Origin of the sequence: Methylorubrum pseudosasae, from assembly GCF_029504475.1 — a bacterium.
Lineage (GTDB): Bacteria > Pseudomonadota > Alphaproteobacteria > Rhizobiales > Beijerinckiaceae > Methylobacterium > Methylobacterium extorquens.
Genome location: NZ_JAQGDU010000002.1, coordinates 4422674 through 4442728, shown reverse-complemented (window position 1 = coordinate 4442728; position 20055 = coordinate 4422674). Strand labels below are relative to the sequence as shown.

Genomic DNA, 20055 nt, shown 5'->3' with positions numbered 1-20055 from the left:
GAGCGCCAACGAGCGGTTGGTTTCCACAGTCTTCGGCGTGCAGCAGCAGCTAGTGGATTTCATGATGAAACATGAGTACTCTAATCAGTACTTCCGTATTGACGCAGAAACGTCGGCAGAGCACGCCATTGATCTAGGGCTTGATATTGCGGACAAAGAGCGCCGGGAGACGCTTCAGGGACTTGCAGAAGAAGCTTACCAGCGTGTCTGCACCAATCCTGCGATCTTGAAGGCTCTCGCACATCGTCCTGAGCCACCGGAGTTCGTCAAACAGATGGCACCGAGGGCGTAGTTGCAGTCCGAAGGGCCGCGGCGCTTTCTCGCGCTTGCGCCGCCATGACGATAGTGCCGGTGATTGCTGCGGCCATGCCAGGGGACCACCGTGCTCGTTCCGGCGAAGGGGCAAGCGCAAGCGTCGCTTCGCGACCCCTTCACCTCCACTGCGCGCGGTGGTCTCCGGAACCCAGGTCGGCTCCGAGGGACGGTCTCTTTTCGATCCCACCAAGGGACGGAATTTAGCTGCGCACGCCGCGCCCGGAGATCATAACGTCTTCGACGTGACGGTAGCGGGCGAGCTGCTCCCGCAGACCGCGCACCTCGGCTCTGAGGGCGGCGTTTTGCTGCTCAAGTTGCAGGATGCGGCGGTCCCGCCTGTCGGTCTGTGGCTTTGCCTCGGCTTCCTCGGCGGCCGGCTCGCCGGTTCCAAGGCGGCCGACGGCCTCTTCGAGGAGCGCCCTGGCGGCGGGGTTCTTGTAGAGGGTCTGCCGATCGAACCCGCAGGCGATCGCGATGGCCGAGAGGTTGATCCGACCATTTCGGGTCGGGAGTGGCTCTCCGGCAGCTTCGAGGCCATCGAGCCAGGCGCGGAGGGCCGCGACGTGCCGCTCCCCGATCTCGCGTCCGGATGCTCCGCTCATTTCTTCGTCGGCTGACGCGGCACGTGCTGGGGCATCGGGAGTCCCTTCTTCGCACGCAACTCGAGATCCGTCTGCCCCCTGTCTATCTCGTCCCAGGCCTCGTCGAGCATCTCGACCGTGATGTTCCGGGAATGGGCGCTCTTCTGCCAGACCCGCAGGCGTCGCGTGAGCTTCTCGTTCTCGGCCTGCAGGTCAGCGATGGTTGCAAGCAGCCTCGCGCGGGTGCGCTTCTCGTCGGCTCGTTCCGGATACCTGGGCATTCGGTTCCGTCCGGCGCTCAACTCCGCCGTGCGCTTGGCGAAGGCGGCCGCGATCTCGGGAATGCGTGCGAGGCCACTCCGGCTCCAAGTCCAATAATAGGTGGCGTACCCCTTCGCCACGACGTTCTCCCAGCTCAACGGGAGCTTCGGGTCGTCGGGCCAGACGGCGATCTCTGCCGCGAACCACTGGCGGAGTTCGGCCGTCAGCTGACGGCGCTGGCGAGGCGGCTGCTTCTTCGGGGCCGAGGGAAGACCCGCTTTCCGGCGCATGTTGCGAGGGCTCCCGGCGTACGGGATCAACCTCGGCGATTCCTTCTTTAGGAACGGTGCACACGGACGCACTTGTTCCTTCGGCGCCTGCGTCTGCATGACGTCGCTCCTTCCGAGTTGACGATGGAAGGGAGCCGCGGAGCGGCTAAGGGCGCATCACGATCGCGTCGTGGGCATGGAGGCCTCCTTCGCCGACCGCGTCGGCGATCTCGGGGAAGAGTGCGAGGTGTCCGCGCTCGAACGGTTCGGAGACGATGCCGGCAGCGACGCCGGCGACCGCGGCCGCCTGCTCCGCGAGCCGAGCCGCCGTAGGGTCGTCGGCGACATGGCGCGCCTCGACGGCGGCGAGGACGGCGAAAGCCCTGGGATCGAGTGCCGCTACGGGAGCCGGCGAGCCGTCCCGACCCACCGCCAGCAGCGGGACGGCTTCCGGGACCTCGACGGCCCATCGAAGGGCATTGATCTCGTCCTCTCCGACGCCGACGTGGCTCATGTGCCGAACCCAGCCATCGAGAACGTCCTCGGACAACATCCGCAGCACGATGCCACGTCCGAGTACGAGGCGGTCGCCGTCCGGCTCCACGGGTCCGAAGATCTTGCGGGAGGCGACCGCATCGAACAGCCGCTGGTCACGGACGAACAGCTCCGTCGGCAGCAGGTCGAAATCGGGTTCGTCCTCGGAGCCGACCGTGGGCATCCGAATGCGCGCGCGGACCCCGTAGGCGGCCAGGGCTGCTGCGCCGCCGATGCGGAAGTGGCCGGCGCCGAAGCCTTCGGCGTGGAGCTCGCGGAGGAACCGCGCAGTCAGGCTGGACAGGCGTCCGAGCCGCAGCACCTTGAGCACGCGCCCGTGGATCTCCAGGCGCTCTTGAACTCGAGCGAGCCGCTCGCGGGACCGATCACGACCCTCGCGGAACTCCGCCATCCGACGTTCCGTCTCTTCGGAGCGCGGCCCGAGCGAGCGCGTGCGCTGCCGGTTGCCCTCGTAGCGGAGGTTCACCGTGTGGACGAGGTAGTCCAGGCCGGCGTTGGTCTTCCAGCCGAGGCTCCCATCGTAGCGGGCGGCTTCGGCAGAGATCTTTTCGTAGGCGGACCAGAGCGTCTCGAGCCTGCCGAGCGCTTCACCCTCGTCGAGGCCGAACTCCTCAAGTTCCTGCATGGGTGTACCATATAAAATCTGCTGCCAGATTATTTATGGTAAAAGCGATTCGCAAGTGGCGCCGTCGGCCTACCGGCCTGCATGTCGGACGGACAAGGGGGCGACGCCGCGGCTCCTCATCCAGCAGGGCTGGCAGTTCCAGTTCCAGGATCGGAGAGCGTCGCGATTTCCGGCGTTCCGCCGAGAGAGCGGTGCCTCCGGTCTTCTCCGACATCGAGGAGCTTCTCCGGGCAACATTGCCGGCGTCGCAACGAGCTTAGAGCAACCCGGCGTGCAAGACAGCAAAGCGCCCGGGACGCTCGATGTCGGCTGCAAAGCGCCAGGACGCCTGGGAGACGGGGAGGTGGATATACTCCCGCTCAGGGTCCGGTAGCCGCCGGGCGTGAGGGCCGAAGCGACAGGTCGAACGGCTTCGCTCTGCGACGCCTACGAGAGGAGTTCGGCCTCCTCCAGCAGGCCCCGACGCGCGGGCTCGGGATCAATCTGTACCAGAGTGCCGTCCTCGATCGACGCGTCGTCGTGCGTGGCGAGCATCCGCCGGTAGCCGGCGGCCATCCGGCGATGGTGCTCGACGTAGTTGCTGGCGCCGTACGTCCCGTCGTCCATCTCGGCCGTGGCGCGCGCGATCAGAGTTACCTCGTCCTCGAGCAGTACCTCGATCCGCTCACGGTGGACTGGATCGCCCTTGATGATCGCGCAGTCCCGGCAATCCGCGCAGGCGCCGTGGTGCGGGCAAGGCGCGGTCGCCCAGTCGTGCACGCACAGCCCGATCTCGGTGGTGTGGATCGTGGCCAGATGCACCAGGGAGAAGGCCGAGCGCTCGACCGGTGGCAGTCCTGCGTAGGTGTCGGCGACCGGACCCTGCATCTTTCCTTGCGCGAGCAACGCCCTCGCCTTCTCGGCAAGCTTGTAGCCCGGTTCGTGGTCGTAGGCCGCGTTCGTCTGGATGTCGGTGCGCCCGGACCACTTCGCACGCTCGATTTCCCCGAGGCCACCCTCCGCGGCGACCGTGTTGACGAAGTGTCGAACCTGATGGGTCTTCAGGACGTAGTGTCGGCCGTCAGCATCCCGGAGGTCGAAGCGTTCGAACACCGACTGGACGCCGGGCCGGCTCTGCAGGAAGTCCGTGACGTGGCCGTAATCGACGACCTCGACGATCGAGGCGATCGTCTCCCTGGCGGAGCTGAAGCAGTTGCGCTGCACCAGGAGCAGGTACTCTGAGCGCTCCATGGGGGCGTCGCCCTGGATCGGCTGGTGCTGCCTGAGGAGCGCCGCCTCGACGTCGCCCACCCTGTACCGCCACTTCCGCTCCGTCGAGCAGGGCGAGCGCGGGATGCCGAAGCGGCGCGCGAGCGGCGCGACCAGCTTGACGGCTGGCAGGCCGAGGGCCTCGCGCAGCTCCTCGCGGTTCAGGACGCGGTCCGGAGAGAGGCGATAGGGCTCGGCGAGCCAGGCGCGGCCGGGATTGGCTTCCATCCATTTTGCGACCGTGCGCGCGTCGGCGGTCAGCTCCCGGATCTGCTTGATCGCCCGGCGGGCGACATCGACCATCGCCGTCGGGATCCACTTGATGTCGGCGACGAAGCCCTTGGAACCGCGGTAGCCGATGCCGTAGCGCACGACTTGGTTGCCGTCGGCGTCGAGGACGGGGCGGCCGTTCCGAGTGGCCGGCTCGAACACCTCGCAGTCGACGGGCAGCCGGAGGATGTCGTTGATCCGCCAGGGCGCGCAGGGGAGAAGTTCGACGATCCGCATGCGAAGGACGTCCTTGGGCGTCGTCACGAGCTGCGAGGCCTTCGCCAGCGCCGCCAGGGCGCCCTCTGCGGGCATCCGCCTGTCCTCACCGTCGTCGGAACGGACGTCCTGCGGGCGAGGCGCCGTGTTCCTGAAGTCGATCCTGTGCGGCGTGATGCCGGCATCGGTCATGATCTTCCCGAACTTCTGGAGGTTCACGCCGACCTCGTAGGGCGCGCCGGCCTCGGTCCGCCGCGTCCTGGAGATGTCCAGGGCGCGCTTGAAGGTGGAGGTCGAGAAGAGGCATGGATCGTGGCCGACGTCCGACGAGGCCTCGTGGAGCATGCGGGCGACGGCGATCGTGCGGCGGTGCTTGTTGATCTGCGAGGGCTTCTTCGCGTGATCGAGGCGGACCACGGTCTTGAGGAAGTCGCCGAACCGCTTGTCCAGCGCACGACCGCCCGGATCGATGGAGGTCGAGTGCACCGTAAAGGCGAGCTCGCCGACGGCGGAGCCGCCGGGCAGGTTCGTGCGGGTCGGGACCTTCCAGATCGTGTCGTCGAAAACGATGTCCCCGAACGCGTCGGACAGGCGTCCGGCCTCGACGAAGCGCTCGTAGTTCTGCCTGGGGGTCTGTCCGAGCGTCGCCATGACGGCGCTGCGGACGCGGGAGACGCGATGGCGGCGGACGGTGCGGATCATCGGGCGGCCTCCGGATCTGCGGCGTCGCGCGCACGCTTCGCGTCCTCGCAGAGGCGGACGACGTCGGCGACCGCGAGGATCGTGTTGTCGGTCATGGTGACGAGGCGGCCGTCGAGGCCGCGCTCGCGGCGCTCCTCGCGCTGGCGCAGGAGTCCGTCGAGGACCTGGGTGTGCGGACCTTCGACCCAGGGCTGGAAGCGGATGCAGGTGTAGCAGGCGACAGGCGCGGCGAGGCCGCAGAAGGAGAGGCTCCCGCAGGTGCCGAGCCCCTCCTCCTTGGACGGCCCGGCCCCGAAGATGCGGCTCGCCCGGGTGTCGCCGCGGACGGCCTCGGCCTCGGATCCGACGAGCATGCCCAGGAAGGCCTGGGCCATCGGCGCGAGTTCCATCGCCATGGCCGCGTCGAGCTTCTCGACGAGCTCGCCGCGGAGATTCAGGTACGCACGGATGGTCTGCAGGTCCTTGTGGTCGAGCAGATCCTTGACGACCTCGGCCGAGGCCCCCTCGCGCAGCAGGCGGGTCGCGAAGGTGTAGCGGAAGCGGCGGGGGCCCGCCTTCAGCGTCTCTCCGGTCCGAGGCGACCGGACGCCCAGGGCGACCACCGTCCTCATGACGAGACGGCTGATCAGGGCCGACGACCGGTGCATCGCGTAGGCGTGCTGCGGACGGCCGACGAGCCTCGCATCCGGCTTCGTCCGCGGGAAGAGGGCCTTGCCGTATCGATCGTCGTCCCACGGATGCGCCTTCCGCGCGGCGGCGTTCGCCGCGATCAGCTCCTCGACCAGCGTGGCCGAGGGCTCGTCGAGCTTGCGGGTCTTGAACTGGGTACGGCCGAAAGCATCCTTGCCCTTGATCCTCGGGACGGACAGCTCGGGATGCCTGCCGTCGACCCGGCGGAAGTCCTCCTCGCGCATCATCGAGAGCATGCGCGGGTTCGGCCCGAGTACGATGCAGAGCCAGACCGCGACGAGCCCCTGGATCGGCACGGCGCCCGCCTCGCGGGCGGCCGCCAGCGCCTGGAGCAAGGCCGTGGTCTCGGCATCGTCGAGCGGGCCGCCCTTGGGATCCCGGGTCAACACGGCGACGGCCTTCGGACCGCCGCCGATCGAGATCGCATCGACGATGCTTGCGCTCGTCCGGTTGACGCCCGAGCCCTCCCGCTTGGCGCAGAAGCGGTACCATCGCTGCAGATGGCTGAGCTCGCCGCGGGTGAACTTCGCGACGTCACGGGCCTCGTAGAAGAACGACTGGTTGAGGTCGGCCCTGTTCAAAGAGATCACAGGGTGCGACCACAGCCTAAACGCCCGCAGCGTCTTGAGGCGGGCGATGGCGTTGAAGTGGTTCGCCACGTTGCTGGCCGAGGTCGAGAGAAGATCGACGATGAAGTCCGCAGTGGCCTCGACCATCCCGCGATGGGAGAACTCCAGGGACGCCCAGTCCAGCCTGAGTTCGGGATGGGCGAAGTCGTTCAGCTGCCAGATCGGTCGGTCCAGGAAAACCTCCTTTCCATAGTAGTCGCCGGGATGCGTCTCCCGCGGCGCGGGCACCACGATGGGGATATGCCGCTTCGGCGGACCCTTCAGGGGGGCGTTCATGACCGGGCTGCTCCCTGGGCGCTGAGGTTCTGGAGCTTGAGCAGGAACTCGTGCGCCTTCGTCTGGACGAAGCGCTTCCTGTAGTGCTCGCCCTGATCGGAGGTCGGGCTCCAACCGTTGAGGAAGTTGCGCATCCGCGTCTCGACCGCCGGGCGCAGCAGGTCCTCCGGTAGACCGTCCATCATCTCGGAGAGGCGGTCGTTGAAGGTGTGGCGCAGCTTGTGCGCCGTCAGCCAGTCGGGGATCCCTTCGCCCTGTCGCAGGGCGATGAAGATGGACTCGACCGTGTTGGCCGCGATGGGTCTGCCAAGTTCCGACACGAACACGTAGGGGTTCCGCTTCGCGCCGGGATAGAGCCCTGGCTTGTTCCGGTGTCCGGTCATCCAAGTCGAGAGGACGTGCGCGAGCGGTCCGGAAATCGGGAGGCGCCGCGCCTTCGTCTTGGACGCGGGCGGGCGGCTGCGCGTATCGTCCGGATCGTTGTGGCGGCGATGGATCTCCACCGCAGGCGCTGGGCCGAGGGCGTGGAGGTCCCGTCCCTTGAGGCCGAGGATCTCGCCGTTGCGCGCTCCGATCTCGTAGAGGGTCAGGATCAGCGCGAAGTTCCTGTACTGGTGGCGCTCCTCGAACGGGTTGGTCTCGCTCCCGGGCGTGATCGCCTGCAGCAGCGCGGCGCGCTGTTCCTCGTCGAGCCCCATCACGTCCTGCTCGATGTCCCGTCCGATGCCCGAGAGCAGGGTCTCGCAGAAGCGATCGAGCCCATCGCCCGCCATCGCGTAGAGGTGCGCCGACGCGTCGGACGCGTCCGGCCTCGCGAGCCGCTGCATGGCTTCGCCAGCGCGCCATCGGACGTAGTCGCGTACGGCGCGGCAGCGGGCGTCCCAGTAGCCGTTGCCGACCGGGCGGCGGTGGCCGGTCGCCTCGCCGGAGGCGTCGTACCTGAGTCGGGCCTGAAGGTTCTTGGTCTCGGCGTAGGAGAAGAACTCGAAGGTCGCGATGCGCTCCTCTATGTCGATGCCCTTCTCCGCCGCCCAGTTGAAGGCGATGACGATGGCCGACATCGTCCGCTTCTGGGTCGCGTACGCTCTGCCTGCGTCCCGCACCTCGTAGGCGTGGAACAGGTTCGCCCACCAGACCGGCATGCCGACCCGGTCGACGACCGTGACGATCCTCTCGCCGGGCAGCATCTCGTGGGTCTTCAGGCGCCAGGGCCGAGGTTCGGAATAGGGCGTGGGCATCGGAGCGATCCGTCGTTCCGCAGAAGACTGACTCGCGGCAGCGGACGGAAACAAGCCATCGCCACAGTGGACGCCGGAACGGAAGAAGCACTGAACTAAGGTTATGATTTGGCAGAAGAATTTCGATGCAGTGGACGCGTAAGCGTTCTGGGCGTTCCGAAATCGAGACAAATCGGGAACTTACGGCACCCGAGCTGCGGACATCCGATGAAAATCGTTCGATAGCAGAGGCTTATGTCCGATAGTGGACACGGAACAGGCTGCGGGGATTCTGCCGTCGCGTAGCCCCCGAAAGCCGGGAAGCCATCAAATGCGGCAGCAGAGTGGATGGGGATGACCGTCAGCCGGACTCAAGTATCGGAAATGGAAAGTGAATCCCGTCGGAGTGGACGTTTGCGCCGGCGTATCCGGGATCGCAGCTCCTGAACTCGTCGCCGACGCGCTCCCGAAAGGAGCTCGTCCACTAAATACGATGCCGAAACAATGAGTTGACGGCGTTAGTAGACGGAGATGCGTTGATTGGGGTTTTGTTTTTGAAAATAGTGGACGCCGAAACGCAAGAGGCCAGCGCTAACGCACTGGCCTCGTTGGTGAATCCCGATGTAGTGGACGCCGATATGTTGACTGGGGTTCAGAACGGGATGTCGTCGTCGAGGTCGTAGTTCGGCTTGGCGCCGCCCGAGGAGGGGCGGCGATCGCCGCCGCCACCACCGCCACCGGAGCGGCTCGAGCCGTAATCGTCGCGCCCACCGCGGTCGCCGCCGCGATCACCACCCCGGTCGCCGCCGCGGCTGATCTGGCCGCCGCCCTCGTCCTCGCCCGCGAAGTCGCCGCCGCCACCGCCGCCACGGCCATCGAGAATCGTCATCTCGCCGCGGAAGCGCTGGAGCACCACTTCGGTGGTGTACTTCTCCGCGCCCGATTGGTCGGTCCACTTGCGGGTCTGAAGCTGGCCCTCGATGTAGACCTTCGAGCCCTTGCGCAGATACTGCTCCGCCACCTTGGCGAGGTTGTCGTTGTAGATCACGACCGAGTGCCACTCGGTCTTTTCCTTGCGCTCGCCCGACGCCTTGTCCTTCCAGGACTCCGACGTCGCGATGCGCAGGTTCACCACGGGGTCGCCCGAGGACAGACGCCGGGTCTCGGGATCGCGCCCGAGATTGCCGACCAGAATCACCTTGTTGACGCTGCCCGCCATCTCATCTCTCCATCCGGTCCGATCTCACAGGGCATTGTAGGTCACGCCCGCGATGGCCGCGACTCTTGAGCGTGCCGCCTCGTCTCGGCAAGCCGTCCGCGGCCTTTGTGCACGCTAACCACCGAGTGCCGTGGCCAGTGTGAATGTTCTATCTCTGTTCTCATTGCCCGACAAGCGGCTTTCCGGCGCGGAAGCCCAGGGAACCGAGACTGTCCGCGCAGGCGGACGCCGGCCTCAGGCGACCTTCACGACGAGCTTGCCGAAATTGGCGCCCCGCAGCATTCCGGCGAAGGCGGCCGGTGCGTTTTCCAGGCCCTCGACCACGTCCTCGCGCGCCTTGACCCGCCCGGCACGCAGCCAGCCGCCGACGTCGCTGATGAAATCGCCGTGCATCGCGGCAAAATCCGAGACGATGAAGCCGCGCAGCGTCAGCCGCTTGGTGAGGATGGCGCGCATCAGCACCGGCGAGCGGTCGGGCCCGGCGGGGAGTTCGCTCAGGTTATAGCCCGCGACGAGGCCGCAGACCGGCACCCGCGCGAAGTCGTTGAGAAGCGGCAGCACCGCGTCGAACACCGCCCCGCCGACATTCTCGAAATACACGTCGATCCCGTCGGGGCAGGCGCGGGCCAGCGCGTCGGGGAAGTCGGCGGCGCGGTGGTCGACCGCCGCGTCGAAGCCAAGAGTCTCGGTCAGGTAGGCGCATTTCTCCGCGCCCCCGGCGATGCCGACGGCCCGCGCGCCCTTGATGCGGGCGATCTGGCCGACGAGGGAGCCGACCGGCCCCGCGGCGGCGGCCACCACCACGGTTTCCTTCGGCTGCGGCCGGCCGATCTCCAGAAGCCCGGTATAGGCGGTCATGCCGGGCATGCCGAGGATTCCGAGGAACCGGCTCGGCGGCCCGTCGGCCGGGTCGATGCGCTGCAGATTCTTGCCGTCCGAGACGGCGAATTCCTGCCAGCCGGCATTGGCCAGCACGAGATCGCCCTCGGCGAAGGCCGGATTCTCCGAGACGACCACCTCGCTGACCGTCTGGCCGACCATGGTCTCGCCGATCTCGACCGGCTTGGCGTAAGATTTCGCGGCACTCATCCGCCCGCGCATATAGGGGTCGAGGGAGAGCCAACGGGTCCGAAGCAGCACCTCGCCCTGTTGCGGCGTGGGCGTGCGCCCCTCTTCCAGGCGAAAATGTTCGGGCTTCGGCTCGCCGTGTGGGCGCGCGGCCAGCACGATCCGACGGTTGACGACTGCCATGGAGCCCTCCGGGGTTCGTTCGGGTGGAACCGGGCAGATGGGTCGCGCGCTGGTTCCGGCAATGCATGGCGGTACAACTGTGGAGGTTCGCGATGGCGTGGAAGACGGCGGCCGTAACGGCGGCGATGCTGGCGGTGGGGGGCGCTGCCGGAGCGGCGGGGGGCGATCCGCTCTCGGGCTATCGCTGGAAATCGCGGGTGCTGGTGCTGGCCGCGCCGGATGGCGATGATGTGCAGCTGAAGGCGCAGCGGCAGGCGCTGGCATCGGGGCGGACGGGCGCGTCCGCGCGCGATCTCGTCACGGTCGAGGCGGTGGGGAAGGGGGCGGAGGCCTCCGCCCTGCGTCGGCATCTCGGCCTTCCGGAAAATGCTTTCCGGGCGGTGCTCGTCGGCAAGGACGGCGGCGCCAAGCTGACCTCGGAGGAGCCGATCCCGCCGCAGCGCCTGTTTTCCACCATCGACGCCATGCCGATGCGGCAGGACGAGGCGAAGCAGCGCTGACCCGCGCAAGAAAAAGGGGCCGCGCGCGGCCCCTTCCTCATCCTCGATGCGATCAGTAGCAGCGCTCGACCAGAACGCGGCGGTAGCCGTAGGGCGTCCAAGCCAGGCGCGGGACGGTGTAGCAGCCGCCACCGGCGAAATACGGGTCGTAGCCGACCGTCGTGTAGCCGTAGGGTCCGCCCCAGCCGCCGTAACCACCATAGCCGCCGTAGAGGCCGCCCGCGGCGAGGCCGAGACCCAGCCCGAGACCGACGCCACCCAGGCCGATGCCGCGCCGGTAGCCCCAGCCGCCGCCCCGCCATCCGCCATATCCGCCGCGCCAGCCGCCGAAGCCGGCACCGCGATAGAACCCGCCCCGGCCGGCGAATCCGCCGCCGAAACGCGGGCCGCCAAACCCACCATCGCGGAAACCGCCGCCGGCGAAGCCGCCGCGGAAGCCACCGCCGCCGAACCCACCACCGCGGAAGCCGCCGCCACCGAACCCGCCGCCGCGGAAGCCACCGCCACCGAAGCCCGGACGGGCATCAGCGGTGGCCGGGATCATCATCAGCGCGCTTGCCATCACCGCCGATGCCAGAACAACCCGTTTCATCAGATCGTCTCCACCCGAGAGAGAAAAGTGCTCCCCCTGTTGGCTTTGAACGTGTGACGGGAAAAATCGGTCCCTGCGACCTCTGGTCCCAAACGTCTTGTGATGCTGCTGCGGACGACCCTGCCCGTCGTGCCGGCGGCTTGAATGCTGCCATGCTTTCGCGCGAGGAGGGCGGATACGGCCATGCCTGCCCCGCAGGGGCCGCCCCTTCAGGAACCGCCCGCCCGTGATGCGCCGACTTGCCGTTCCCGCTCTCGCTTCTGCCCTGGTCTCCGGCTTCGTTCTCGGGCCGCTCGCACCCGTGCCCGTCCAGGCGCAGCCGGCGCCCGCCGCCAAGGGACCTTGCCAAGCGGTCGAGTTCGAGGGGCAGCCCTACACGGTCTGCACCGTCGATCTGCGGCGCGAGCGCGTGCGGCTGTTCTGGCTCGGAACCGACGGCTTGCCCTACGGCTCGCTGTCGAGCCTCGCTGATCGGCAGGGCCCGCGCCTCAGCTTCGCGATGAATGCCGGCATGTACGACAAGGGGCAGGCCCCGGTCGGGCTCTATGTCGAGGACGGGCGCGAACTGAAGGGCGCCTCCACCGCCAACGGGCCGGGCAACTTCCACCTCAAGCCGAACGGCGTCTTCTACGTGAAGGGCGACCGGGCCGGCGTGCTCGATACCGGACGCTACCTGCGCGCCAAGCCGGCGCCGGATTTCGCCACGCAATCGGGGCCGATGCTGGTGATCGACGGCAAGATCCACCCGAAGATCTCGGCGGACGGCCCGAGCCAGAAGATCCGCAACGGCGTCGGCGTGCGCGCGACGGCGGACATGTCGCGGTGTTCGCGATCTCGGAGCGCCCGGTGACCTTCGGCGCCTTCGCCCGCCTGTTCAAGGACAGCTTCGGCTGCCGCAACGCCCTGTTCCTCGACGGCAGCGTGTCGAGCCTCTACGCGCCCGGCCTCGGCCGCTCGGACCTCAGCCGGCCGCTCGGGCCGCTGGTGGGGGCGGTGGGGCGGTAGGCACCAACGCCTTCCAGTTCACGCCCTCATCCTGAGGTGCCGCGAAGCGGCCTCGAAGGATCCTCCAGGGATCGCGCGGCATCTGGAGGATCCTTCGAGGCTTCGCTGCGCTGCGCACCTCAGGATGAGGTTCGAGGATGGGCGTCGGAAACGAGCCGGAGACGCTTATCGCTGCCCGAAGGCCGAACTCTTGAACAGATCCTTGTACTGGTGCGGCTGGCTGCGCCAGTACTGCTTCGGTGCCCGCACCTGCGCCCCGAGTTCGGCCGCGGCGTGCCAGGGCCAGCGGGGATCGTAGAGCATCGCGCGGGCGAGCGAGACCGCGTCGGCCTTGCCCTCGGCGAGGATACCTTCCGCTTGGCGCGGCTCGGTGATGAGGCCGACCGCGATGGTGGTGAGCCCGGTCTCCGCCTTGATCCGCTCGGCGAAGGGCACCTGATAGCCCGGCCCGACCGGGATCTTCTGCGCCGTCGAGAGGCCGCCGGTGGAGACGTGGATGGCGGCCGCGCCCCGACTCTTGAGGGCGCAGGCGAGTTCCACCGTCTCGTCGAGGGTCCAGCCGTCCTCGACCCAATCGGTCGCCGAGACCCGCATCCAGACCGGCTTGCCCGCGGGCACGACCTCGCGCACCGCCTCGAAGCATTCCAGCGGAAACCGCATCCGGTTCTCCAGGCTGCCGCCGTACTGGTCGTCCCGGCGGTTGGAGAGCGGCGAGAGGAACTGGTGTAGCAGGTAGCCGTGGGCGCCGTGCAGCTCGACGGCGTCGATGCCGAGGCGCATGGCGCGCTTGGCCGTGGCGACGAAGCCGTCGCGCACCCGCTTCAACCCGTCCGCGTCGAGGGCGTGCGGCGGCACCTCGCCCTCCGCGTGGGAGACCGCCGAGGGGGCTTCGGTCTGCCAGCCATCGACGGCGTCCGGGGCGATCTGCGCGCCGCCCTCCCAGGGCGCGCGGCTCGACGCCTTGCGGCCGGCATGGTTGATCTGGATCGCCACCGGGATCGGCGCGTAGCCGCGCACCGCGTCGAGCACGCGGGCCAGGGCCCGCTCGGTGGCGTCGTCGTAGAGGCCGAGATCGCCGGGGGAGATCCGCGCCTCGGGCGAGACCGCCGTCGCCTCCAGAGTCAGGAGCCCGGCGCCCGACTGCGCGAGCTGGCCGAGATGCATCAGGTGCCAGTCGGTCGCCGCGCCGGCCAGCGCCGAGTACTGGCACATCGGCGCAATGAGGATGCGGTTCTCGAGTTCCAGGTCGTCCAGGCGCAGGGGCTCGAACAGGAGGGCGGACATCGGCAGGCTCCGGTCGCGGTGGCGGCGATTGGCGGCCTATCTGGGATACGCTGCCCCCGGCCGCCAGCCCGGAACCGCGCATGGGACGCCTGAGATCCTTGTTGCAGGCTTCCCCCGGCGGTGGACTCCTCCATCTCACCCGTTGCGTGACGCGGAAGGACCGTTCGGAATGGGATTGCTGGTCGAGGGCGAGTGGCACGACAAGGGCTACGACACCGCCAAGTCGGGCGGGCACTTCGAGCGTTCGGCCGCCGCCTTCCGAAATTGGGTGACGCCCGACGGCACCCCCGGCCCGACGGGGGAGGGCGGGTTCATCGGCGAGGCGGAACGCTATCATCTCATCGTCGCGCTCGCCTGCCCCTGGGCGCACCGCACGCTGATCGTCCGCCGTCTGAAAGGGCTGGAGGCCATCACCGTCTCGGTGGTCTCCCCGTACATGCGCGAGGAGGGCTGGGTCTTCCGGGCCGAGGAGGAGGGCGGGGTGCCGGGCTCGACCGCCGATCCGCTGTTCGGCGCCAAGCGGCTCTACGAGATCTATGTCCGGGCCAAGCCCGACTATTCCGGCCGCGTCACCGTGCCGGTGCTGTGGGACAAGCAGCGCGAGACCATCGTCTCGAACGAGTCGGCCGAAATCATCCGCATGCTGAACGGCGCCTTCGGCGCGGGCGGGCCGGACCTCTACCCGGAGGCCCTTCGCAGCGCGATCGATGCCGTCAACGAACGCGTCTACGACCGAGTCAACAACGGCGTCTACAAGGCGGGTTTCGCCACCAAGCAGGACGCCTACGAGGACGCCTTCACCGCCCTGTTCTCGGAGCTCGACGCGCTCGAGGAACGGCTCGGCCGGCAACGCTACCTCTGCGGATCGGTCCTCACCGAGGCCGATATCCGCCTGTTCACCACGCTGGTGCGGTTCGATGCGGTCTATGTCGGTCACTTCAAGTGCAACCGGCGCCGGATCGCCGACTACCCAAACCTCTCGAACTATCTCCGCGATCTCTACGCCCTGCCGGGTGTAGCGGAGACGGTGAACCTCGATCAGATCAAGCGCCACTATTACGGCAGCCATCCCGGCATCAACCCGACCGGGATCGTGCCGCTCGGCCCCGAACTCGATTTCGCTGCGCCCAACGATCGCGCCCTGCGCTTCGGCGGTTGAACCCGGACCCCCGCAGGAAATATTCCCAGCGACAACCGGCAGCCAATGCCGATCAGGAGGAACACCACGCCATGACGATCCGCTCGCGCGCACCGCTTCTCGCCCTTCTCGGCCTGATCGCCGCCGGCCCGGCCTCGGCCCAGCAGGGCGCCGAGGTGACGATCACCGGCCGATGCGAGCGGCTGGTGATCGGCGGCGTCGACATCACGCAGAACTGCAAGGAACAGCTCGTCAACACGGTCTCGCGCGGGCGCACGACCTTCGACTTCGCCGCCTGGGACGGACAATCCCTGAGCTTCAGCGGCGCGGGCACGCAGCACGAGCAGACGGAGGAGACCGAGCAGCTCCAGCCGATCAGCCTCGTCGTGCCGGGCATGAAGAACAAGGAGGGCATCGTCCGCAGCCCCGCGCCCGCGGTCGGTTCCTGCAAGTTCTCGAAGCCCGAGCCCGGCAAGACCATGATCGCCTGCGAGGCGACCTCGCAGGGCAAGACCTATGCGGGCGTGTTCATCACCGAGACCAAAGCCGGGGCCGAGCCGGGCAAGGATGGGGTGAAGGACGGCCCGGCTAATCCGCCGAAGCCCTGAACCGCGGTCTTGCCCGACGCGCGTGCCGGCCGTGAGGTGACCGGATACGCGGCGTCGTCGGCGTGATGACACGCGCTCTTTCGCCGAGCCGGCCCCGGTCCGGCGCAAGAGCGCTCCGGCGAACGCGAAAACGTCTGGTCAGCCGCGCCGCCAAGCCCCATGTAACGGAACGATGCGCCGCACGAACCTGCGCTGCCCGCATCGACGTGCGTTCTGTGAATTTCCGAGGGCTCCATGCTCGAAGCCAACGCCGCCGCCGGCGCCCCCGTCGACGGCCTTATCAAGGACACCACCACGGCGGGGTTCCGGCAGGATGTCATCGCCGAGTCGATGAACCAGCCGGTGATCGTCGATTTCTGGGCGCCGTGGTGCGGCCCGTGCAAGCAGCTCACGCCGGTCCTCGAGAAGGTCGTGCGGGCGTCGGGCGGCCGGGTGAAGCTCGCCAAGCTCAACATCGACGAGCATCCCGGCGTCTGGCAGCAAATCGGCCAGCAGCTCGGCCTGCAATCGATCCCCGCGGTGATCGCGATCGACCGCGGCCGTCCGGTGGATGCCTTCATGGGCGCCGTGCCGGAATCCGAGGTGCGCGCCTTCGTCGATCGCCTCGCCGGCCCGTCCGAGATCGATCAGGTGCTGGAGGAGGCCGCCGCGGTCGCCTCCGCGGGCGATCTCCCCGCCGCCTCCGAACTCTACGCCGCGGTCCTGCGCGAGGAGCCGGAGAACCTGAAGGCCATCGCCGGGCTCGCCAAGACCCAGCTCGAACTCGGTGAGACCGAGAGCGCCAAGCAGGTTCTCGCCATGGCGCCGCCGGACAAGGCCGACGACCCGCTCTTTGCGGGCGTGCGCGCGGCCCTCGAACTCGCCGAGCAGGCCGGGACCCTGGGCGACCTCGCCGCGCTGCAGAAGCGCATCGAGGCCGACCCGAACGACTTCCAGGCCCGGTTCGATCTCGCGCTGGGCCTCAACGCGGCGGGCAAGCGCGAGGAGGCGGTCGATCAGCTCGTGGCCATCGCCCGCGCCGACCGGAGCTGGAACGAGGATGCGGCGCGCAAGCAACTGCTCCAGTTCTTCGAGGCCTGGGGCCTGATGGACCCGGCCGCGATCCGGGGACGCCGCCAGCTCTCGACGCTGCTGTTCTCGTGAGTCACACGCGCCGCGCGAACGCCGGGGCGACCGAAACGGCCGGATGCGGGGCTCCCCATCCGGTCCCACAGCAGGAAAGCCGCGCATGAGCCCGCAGCCGAGCTGCAAGTCGCCGGCGGATTGCCCCGCCGTCATCCCGGTCTTCCCGCTGCCGGGGGCGCTGCTCCTGCCGCGGGGACAGATGCCGCTCAACATCTTCGAGCCGCGCTATCTCGCCATGGTGGATGACGCGCTGCGCTCCGAGCGGATCATCGGCATGATCCAGCCGGATGCGGACGGGGCCGGCTCGCTGCTCAGCCCCCGGCTCTATCGGGTCGGCTGTGCCGGGCGGATCAGCCAGTTCGCCGAGACCGGCGACGGCCGCTACCTGATCTCGCTCACCGGCGTCAGCCGCTTCCGGGTCGAGAACGAACTCTCCGTCACCACCGCCTATCGCCGCTGCCAAGTCTCCTACGACGCCTTCGCCCAGGATTTCGAGGCGCGGGCGGGCGAGGAGGCGGTCGATCGCGAGAGCGTGCTGAAGACCCTGCGCAACTTCGTCGATGCCAACGAGCTTCAGGTCGATTGGGCCGGCATCGACGAGGCGTCGAACGAGGCCCTGGTCAACGCGCTCTGCATGATGAGCCCGTTCGGCGTGCGCGAGAAACAGGCGATGCTGGAAGCGCCCGACCTGAAGACGCGGGCCGAGGTGCTCGTCGCCGTCACCGAAATGGAGCTGGTGCGCGCCAGCGGCTCCGAGCCGACGCTGCAGTAAATCAAGGGCTTCCGACCTTTTGGCGGTCGGGAAGTCCGTCCACCGGAAGCGAACATCATGGCCGATACGCCCACCCCCACCGTCGAAGCGACCCGGGTCGATCCCCGCCTGCTCGAACTCCTGGTATGCCCGCTGACCAAGGAGCCGCTGGAATACGACGCCGCCCGCGAGGAGCTGATCAGCCGCTCCGCCAAGCTGGCCTACCCGATCCGCGACGGCATCCCGATCATGCTGCCGGAAGAGGCGCGTTCCCTGACGGAGTAGAGAAGCTCGGTTTTCCCCTCTCCCCGCACGGGGAGAGGGTAAAGCGTTCAGCGGCTCTGGTTTGATTCAACAATGTAAAAAGGGCGCCCGGCTTTCGCCGGACGCCCTTTTCGTTGGACCGATCGGGACGGTTACCGTCCCTGCTGAATCGCCGAGAGCAGCCACGGGCCGCCGGGCTCGCGCACGAAGGTCCAGAACTCCTTGGCCTCCTGCGGGCCGTTCTCGACATGGCGGTTGGAGGCGCGCTCGAACACCTCGTCACGCAGCGAGAAGCGCATGGCGACGGTGGCGAACTCCGCCGGGCCCTCACGCCACGCCTCGGACAGGTCGCCCTGGAGAAGCTTGACGTCCGAGATCCGGTTGACCACGCCGCGAGCGGCGTTGGCGCGCAGATCTTCCTCGAAGTAGCTCACCATTTCCGGGGTCGCGAGACGGCGCAGGGCGGCCACGTCCTCACGGCCATAGGCGCTCTGGATCTCCTGAAGGGAGCGCTCGAAGGCCTGGAAGTCGTCCGGCTGGACCTGGACCGGCTGGACGGGCTGCGGACGGGCGCCGCCCAAACCACCACCCATCGGATTCACGCCGGGGTTCATGCCGCCCTGCGGCGGCAGGCCGGAGCGGGCATGGGGCGCGTTGCCGGCCATGGCGGGCTGGCCCTCCTGACGGCGGCGGAAGAAGCGCACCGCCATCATCACGAGGAAGGCGATCAGGCCGATCTGGAAGATCAGGCCGATGAACGAGCCGATGCCGCCTAGACCGCCGGAGAAGCCGGCACCCAGCAGGGCACCGAGAAGGCCGGCGCCGAGCATGCCGCCGAGAAAGCCGCCGCCGAAGCGTGAGCCCCGGTTCTGCGCCGCCATGCCGGGATTGTTGAAGCCGGGGCTCGGGCTCGTCTGCGAGCGCTGGATCGGTCCCATCGCGCCCGGCGAGGTCGCGGTGGAGGGCGGCGCGCTGAAGGTCTTCGAGCCACGCGAGCCCATGCCGCCACCGCCGCCCGGCCGCGCATCGACGGCGGGCGCCGCGAGGGCGAGCGAAGCCGCAAGCGCAAGGAGGGTCACGACGCGCCGACGGCGCGCGGGGGAGGATGCCATGGGTCAAAACCTCGTGGTGAGCGTGAAGGGGAACAATTGCCCCTCTAAGATGGTGGCGTCCGAGCGGGATTTTTAGTCCCGATCCAGGGGTGAGTTTCGAACAGTTAAGAGTGTCTCACGAACCGCCACGCTTCGGCCCGTACCCATGTTGCAAGGGGAGTGTCGAGGCGCCTCGAGACGGGCACTTGCGGGGTCGGGCGTCACCGGGCGGCCGGGAAAACCAGCCGGACGGTCGCGCCCTCGCCGGGCCGGCTTTCGATGGAGATCGTGCCGTTCTGGCGCTTCATCAGCCCGTGCACGATGGCGAGTCCCGCACCGCGGCCGGATTCGCGGGTGGTGGCGAAGGGCGCGAGCGCCCGCGACAGCATCTCCGGGGACAGGCCGTGCCCGGTATCCGAGACCGTGAGACCGACGGCCCCGGCCTCCGGGCGCTGGAGCGTGCGGTCGCCCGGCTCGATGGCGAACAGCGCCACGCGGATGCGGCCCTGACCGGACATCGCCTCGCAGGCATTGGCGAGGATGTGGCCCAGAGCCAGTTCGAGCTGGATCGGGTTGCACAGGGCCGGCGGCAGATCGTCCGGGATCGACAGGTCGAGCTGGATCCCGGCCGGCAGGGTGGGGCGCAGCCGGTCGAGACCGAACCGCACCGCCTCGGCGAGATCGACCGGGCGCAGGTCGGGCGCGATCCGCCGGGAATGGGCGAGGAGCTGGCGGGTGAGCACGGCGGCGCGCTCGGATGCCTCGGTGGAGCGAATGATGGCCCGCTGGATGAAGGGCTCGGGCCGGTCGCCCAGGCGCCGCTTGAGCCCGTCGATGTAGCCGATCAGGATCTGCAGGAAGTTGTTGAACTCGTGCGCGACGCTGTTGGTGAGGAGGCCGAGCGCCTCCCGCTGCCGCGACAGGGCGAGGGCGTCCTCGGCATCCCGCCGCCGCGTCACGTCCACGATCTGGCCGAGGAAGCGGGGGGAGCCCTCGCCGGGGAGAACCGTGAGGTGGATCTCGCCCCAGAACGAGGCGCCGCCGTTGCGGCCGAACAGCAGCTCGGCGCTCTGTGCCTCGCCGCGGGCCAGGGCCTCGCGCAAGGGCGTCCAGCCGGTGTGATTGCCGTGGTGGCAGGCGAGCACCTCGATCCCGCTTCCGACCAAGGCGGCCCCGTCGAAGCCGGTCAGCGCCAGCAAAGCGGGGTTGACGCCCGCGATCGTCGTCCCGGTCTCCGATCTCGCCAGGACGAGCGCGGGCAAGGGGAGCAGGGCGAGGAAGCCCGTCTCTGCTCCCCCGTCCGGGGAGGGTGATGCGGCGGCGGACACCGTCATGCGGCGCCGCCGATATGGGAGTGGGCGGGAGGCGACGAG

Annotated in this window: 19 protein-coding genes and 1 pseudogene; 8 read left to right on the top strand and 12 right to left on the bottom strand. The window is 68.5% G+C overall.

Features of this window, described 5'->3' with window-relative positions; translation table 11 throughout:
- Positions 1-16 precede the first annotated feature (16 nt).
- Positions 17-292: a hypothetical protein gene (locus tag M2437_RS21965; protein ID WP_135297151.1), complete on the top strand. Its 276-nt coding sequence runs from the start codon at positions 17-19 to the stop codon at positions 290-292.
- Positions 293-515: 223 nt separating this feature from the next.
- Here the strand turns inward: M2437_RS21965 and M2437_RS21960 are convergent, their stop codons facing one another.
- From M2437_RS21960 to curA, 8 genes are all read right to left on the bottom strand, one after another.
- On the bottom strand, positions 516-917 hold the full coding sequence (locus M2437_RS21960) for a VPA1267 family protein (protein ID WP_135297150.1): 402 nt from the start codon (positions 915-917) through the stop codon (positions 516-518).
- Entirely contained in the window at positions 914-1546 is a 633-nt protein-coding gene (locus tag M2437_RS21955; RefSeq protein ID WP_133091132.1) for a hypothetical protein, read from the bottom strand. The genes M2437_RS21960 and M2437_RS21955 overlap by 4 nt, the downstream gene beginning before the upstream one ends.
- Positions 1547-1592: 46 nt before the next feature.
- Positions 1593-2606, bottom strand: a complete 1014-nt coding sequence (locus tag M2437_RS21950; RefSeq protein WP_135297149.1) for a GSU2403 family nucleotidyltransferase fold protein — start codon at positions 2604-2606, stop codon at positions 1593-1595.
- Between the two features lie 426 nt (positions 2607-3032).
- Positions 3033-5042: a hypothetical protein gene (locus M2437_RS21945; protein WP_245517381.1), complete on the bottom strand. Its 2010-nt coding sequence runs from the start codon at positions 5040-5042 to the stop codon at positions 3033-3035.
- Positions 5039-6637, bottom strand: a complete 1599-nt coding sequence (locus tag M2437_RS21940) for a tyrosine-type recombinase/integrase (protein ID WP_245517380.1) — start codon at positions 6635-6637, stop codon at positions 5039-5041. The genes M2437_RS21945 and M2437_RS21940 overlap by 4 nt, the downstream gene beginning before the upstream one ends.
- Complete coding sequence (locus M2437_RS21935) at positions 6634-7875, bottom strand: tyrosine-type recombinase/integrase (RefSeq protein ID WP_253388693.1); 1242 nt, start codon at positions 7873-7875, stop codon at positions 6634-6636. Before M2437_RS21935 ends, M2437_RS21940 begins: the two co-directional genes overlap by 4 nt.
- Before the next feature lie 631 nt (positions 7876-8506).
- Entirely contained in the window at positions 8507-9073 is a 567-nt protein-coding gene (ssb, locus tag M2437_RS21930) for a single-stranded DNA-binding protein (protein ID WP_253388692.1), read from the bottom strand.
- A gap of 234 nt (positions 9074-9307) precedes the next feature.
- Positions 9308-10324, bottom strand: a complete 1017-nt coding sequence (gene curA / locus M2437_RS21925; protein WP_253388691.1) for an NADPH-dependent curcumin/dihydrocurcumin reductase — start codon at positions 10322-10324, stop codon at positions 9308-9310.
- Positions 10325-10416: 92 nt separating this feature from the next.
- Here curA and M2437_RS21920 point away from each other — a divergent pair, with 92 nt between their 5' ends.
- Positions 10417-10824, top strand: a complete 408-nt coding sequence (locus M2437_RS21920) for a DUF4174 domain-containing protein (RefSeq protein ID WP_253388690.1) — start codon at positions 10417-10419, stop codon at positions 10822-10824.
- A 52-nt stretch (positions 10825-10876) separates the two neighbouring features.
- Here M2437_RS21920 and M2437_RS21915 read toward each other — a convergent pair whose 3' ends face one another.
- Positions 10877-11416, bottom strand: a complete 540-nt coding sequence (locus M2437_RS21915; RefSeq protein ID WP_253388689.1) for a hypothetical protein — start codon at positions 11414-11416, stop codon at positions 10877-10879.
- A 226-nt stretch (positions 11417-11642) separates the two neighbouring features.
- Between M2437_RS21915 and M2437_RS21910 the strand changes: the two are divergent.
- A pseudogene (locus tag M2437_RS21910) lies at positions 11643-12421 on the top strand (phosphodiester glycosidase family protein).
- A 165-nt stretch (positions 12422-12586) separates the two neighbouring features.
- Here the strand turns inward: M2437_RS21910 and M2437_RS21905 are convergent.
- Positions 12587-13705 (bottom strand): NADH:flavin oxidoreductase/NADH oxidase, encoded by a 1119-nt coding sequence (locus M2437_RS21905; protein ID WP_253388687.1) that lies wholly within the window; start codon positions 13703-13705, stop codon positions 12587-12589.
- 169 nt (positions 13706-13874) lie between these two features.
- Here M2437_RS21905 and M2437_RS21900 point away from each other — a divergent pair, with 169 nt between their 5' ends.
- From M2437_RS21900 to M2437_RS21880, 5 genes are all read left to right on the top strand, one after another.
- Positions 13875-14864, top strand: a complete 990-nt coding sequence (locus M2437_RS21900) for a glutathione S-transferase family protein (protein ID WP_253388686.1) — start codon at positions 13875-13877, stop codon at positions 14862-14864.
- A gap of 71 nt (positions 14865-14935) precedes the next feature.
- Positions 14936-15451 (top strand): hypothetical protein, encoded by a 516-nt coding sequence (locus tag M2437_RS21895; protein ID WP_253388685.1) that lies wholly within the window; start codon positions 14936-14938, stop codon positions 15449-15451.
- Positions 15452-15685: 234 nt separating this feature from the next.
- Positions 15686-16594, top strand: coding sequence for a thioredoxin family protein (locus M2437_RS21890; protein ID WP_003604640.1), 909 nt, complete (start codon positions 15686-15688; stop codon positions 16592-16594).
- Positions 16595-16679: 85 nt separating this feature from the next.
- Positions 16680-17348, top strand: coding sequence for an LON peptidase substrate-binding domain-containing protein (locus M2437_RS21885; RefSeq protein ID WP_003604639.1), 669 nt, complete (start codon positions 16680-16682; stop codon positions 17346-17348).
- Between the two features lie 57 nt (positions 17349-17405).
- The gene (locus M2437_RS21880) at positions 17406-17612 is read left to right on the top strand and encodes a Trm112 family protein (protein WP_003604638.1); all 207 of its coding nucleotides are present in this window, start codon (positions 17406-17408) and stop codon (positions 17610-17612) included.
- A 131-nt stretch (positions 17613-17743) separates the two neighbouring features.
- Here M2437_RS21880 and M2437_RS21875 read toward each other — a convergent pair whose 3' ends face one another.
- Positions 17744-18703, bottom strand: coding sequence for a Tim44 domain-containing protein (locus tag M2437_RS21875; protein ID WP_012253702.1), 960 nt, complete (start codon positions 18701-18703; stop codon positions 17744-17746).
- A gap of 200 nt (positions 18704-18903) precedes the next feature.
- Positions 18904-20016 (bottom strand): two-component system sensor histidine kinase NtrB, encoded by a 1113-nt coding sequence (locus M2437_RS21870; RefSeq protein ID WP_253388684.1) that lies wholly within the window; start codon positions 20014-20016, stop codon positions 18904-18906.
- Positions 20017-20055 lie beyond the last annotated feature (39 nt).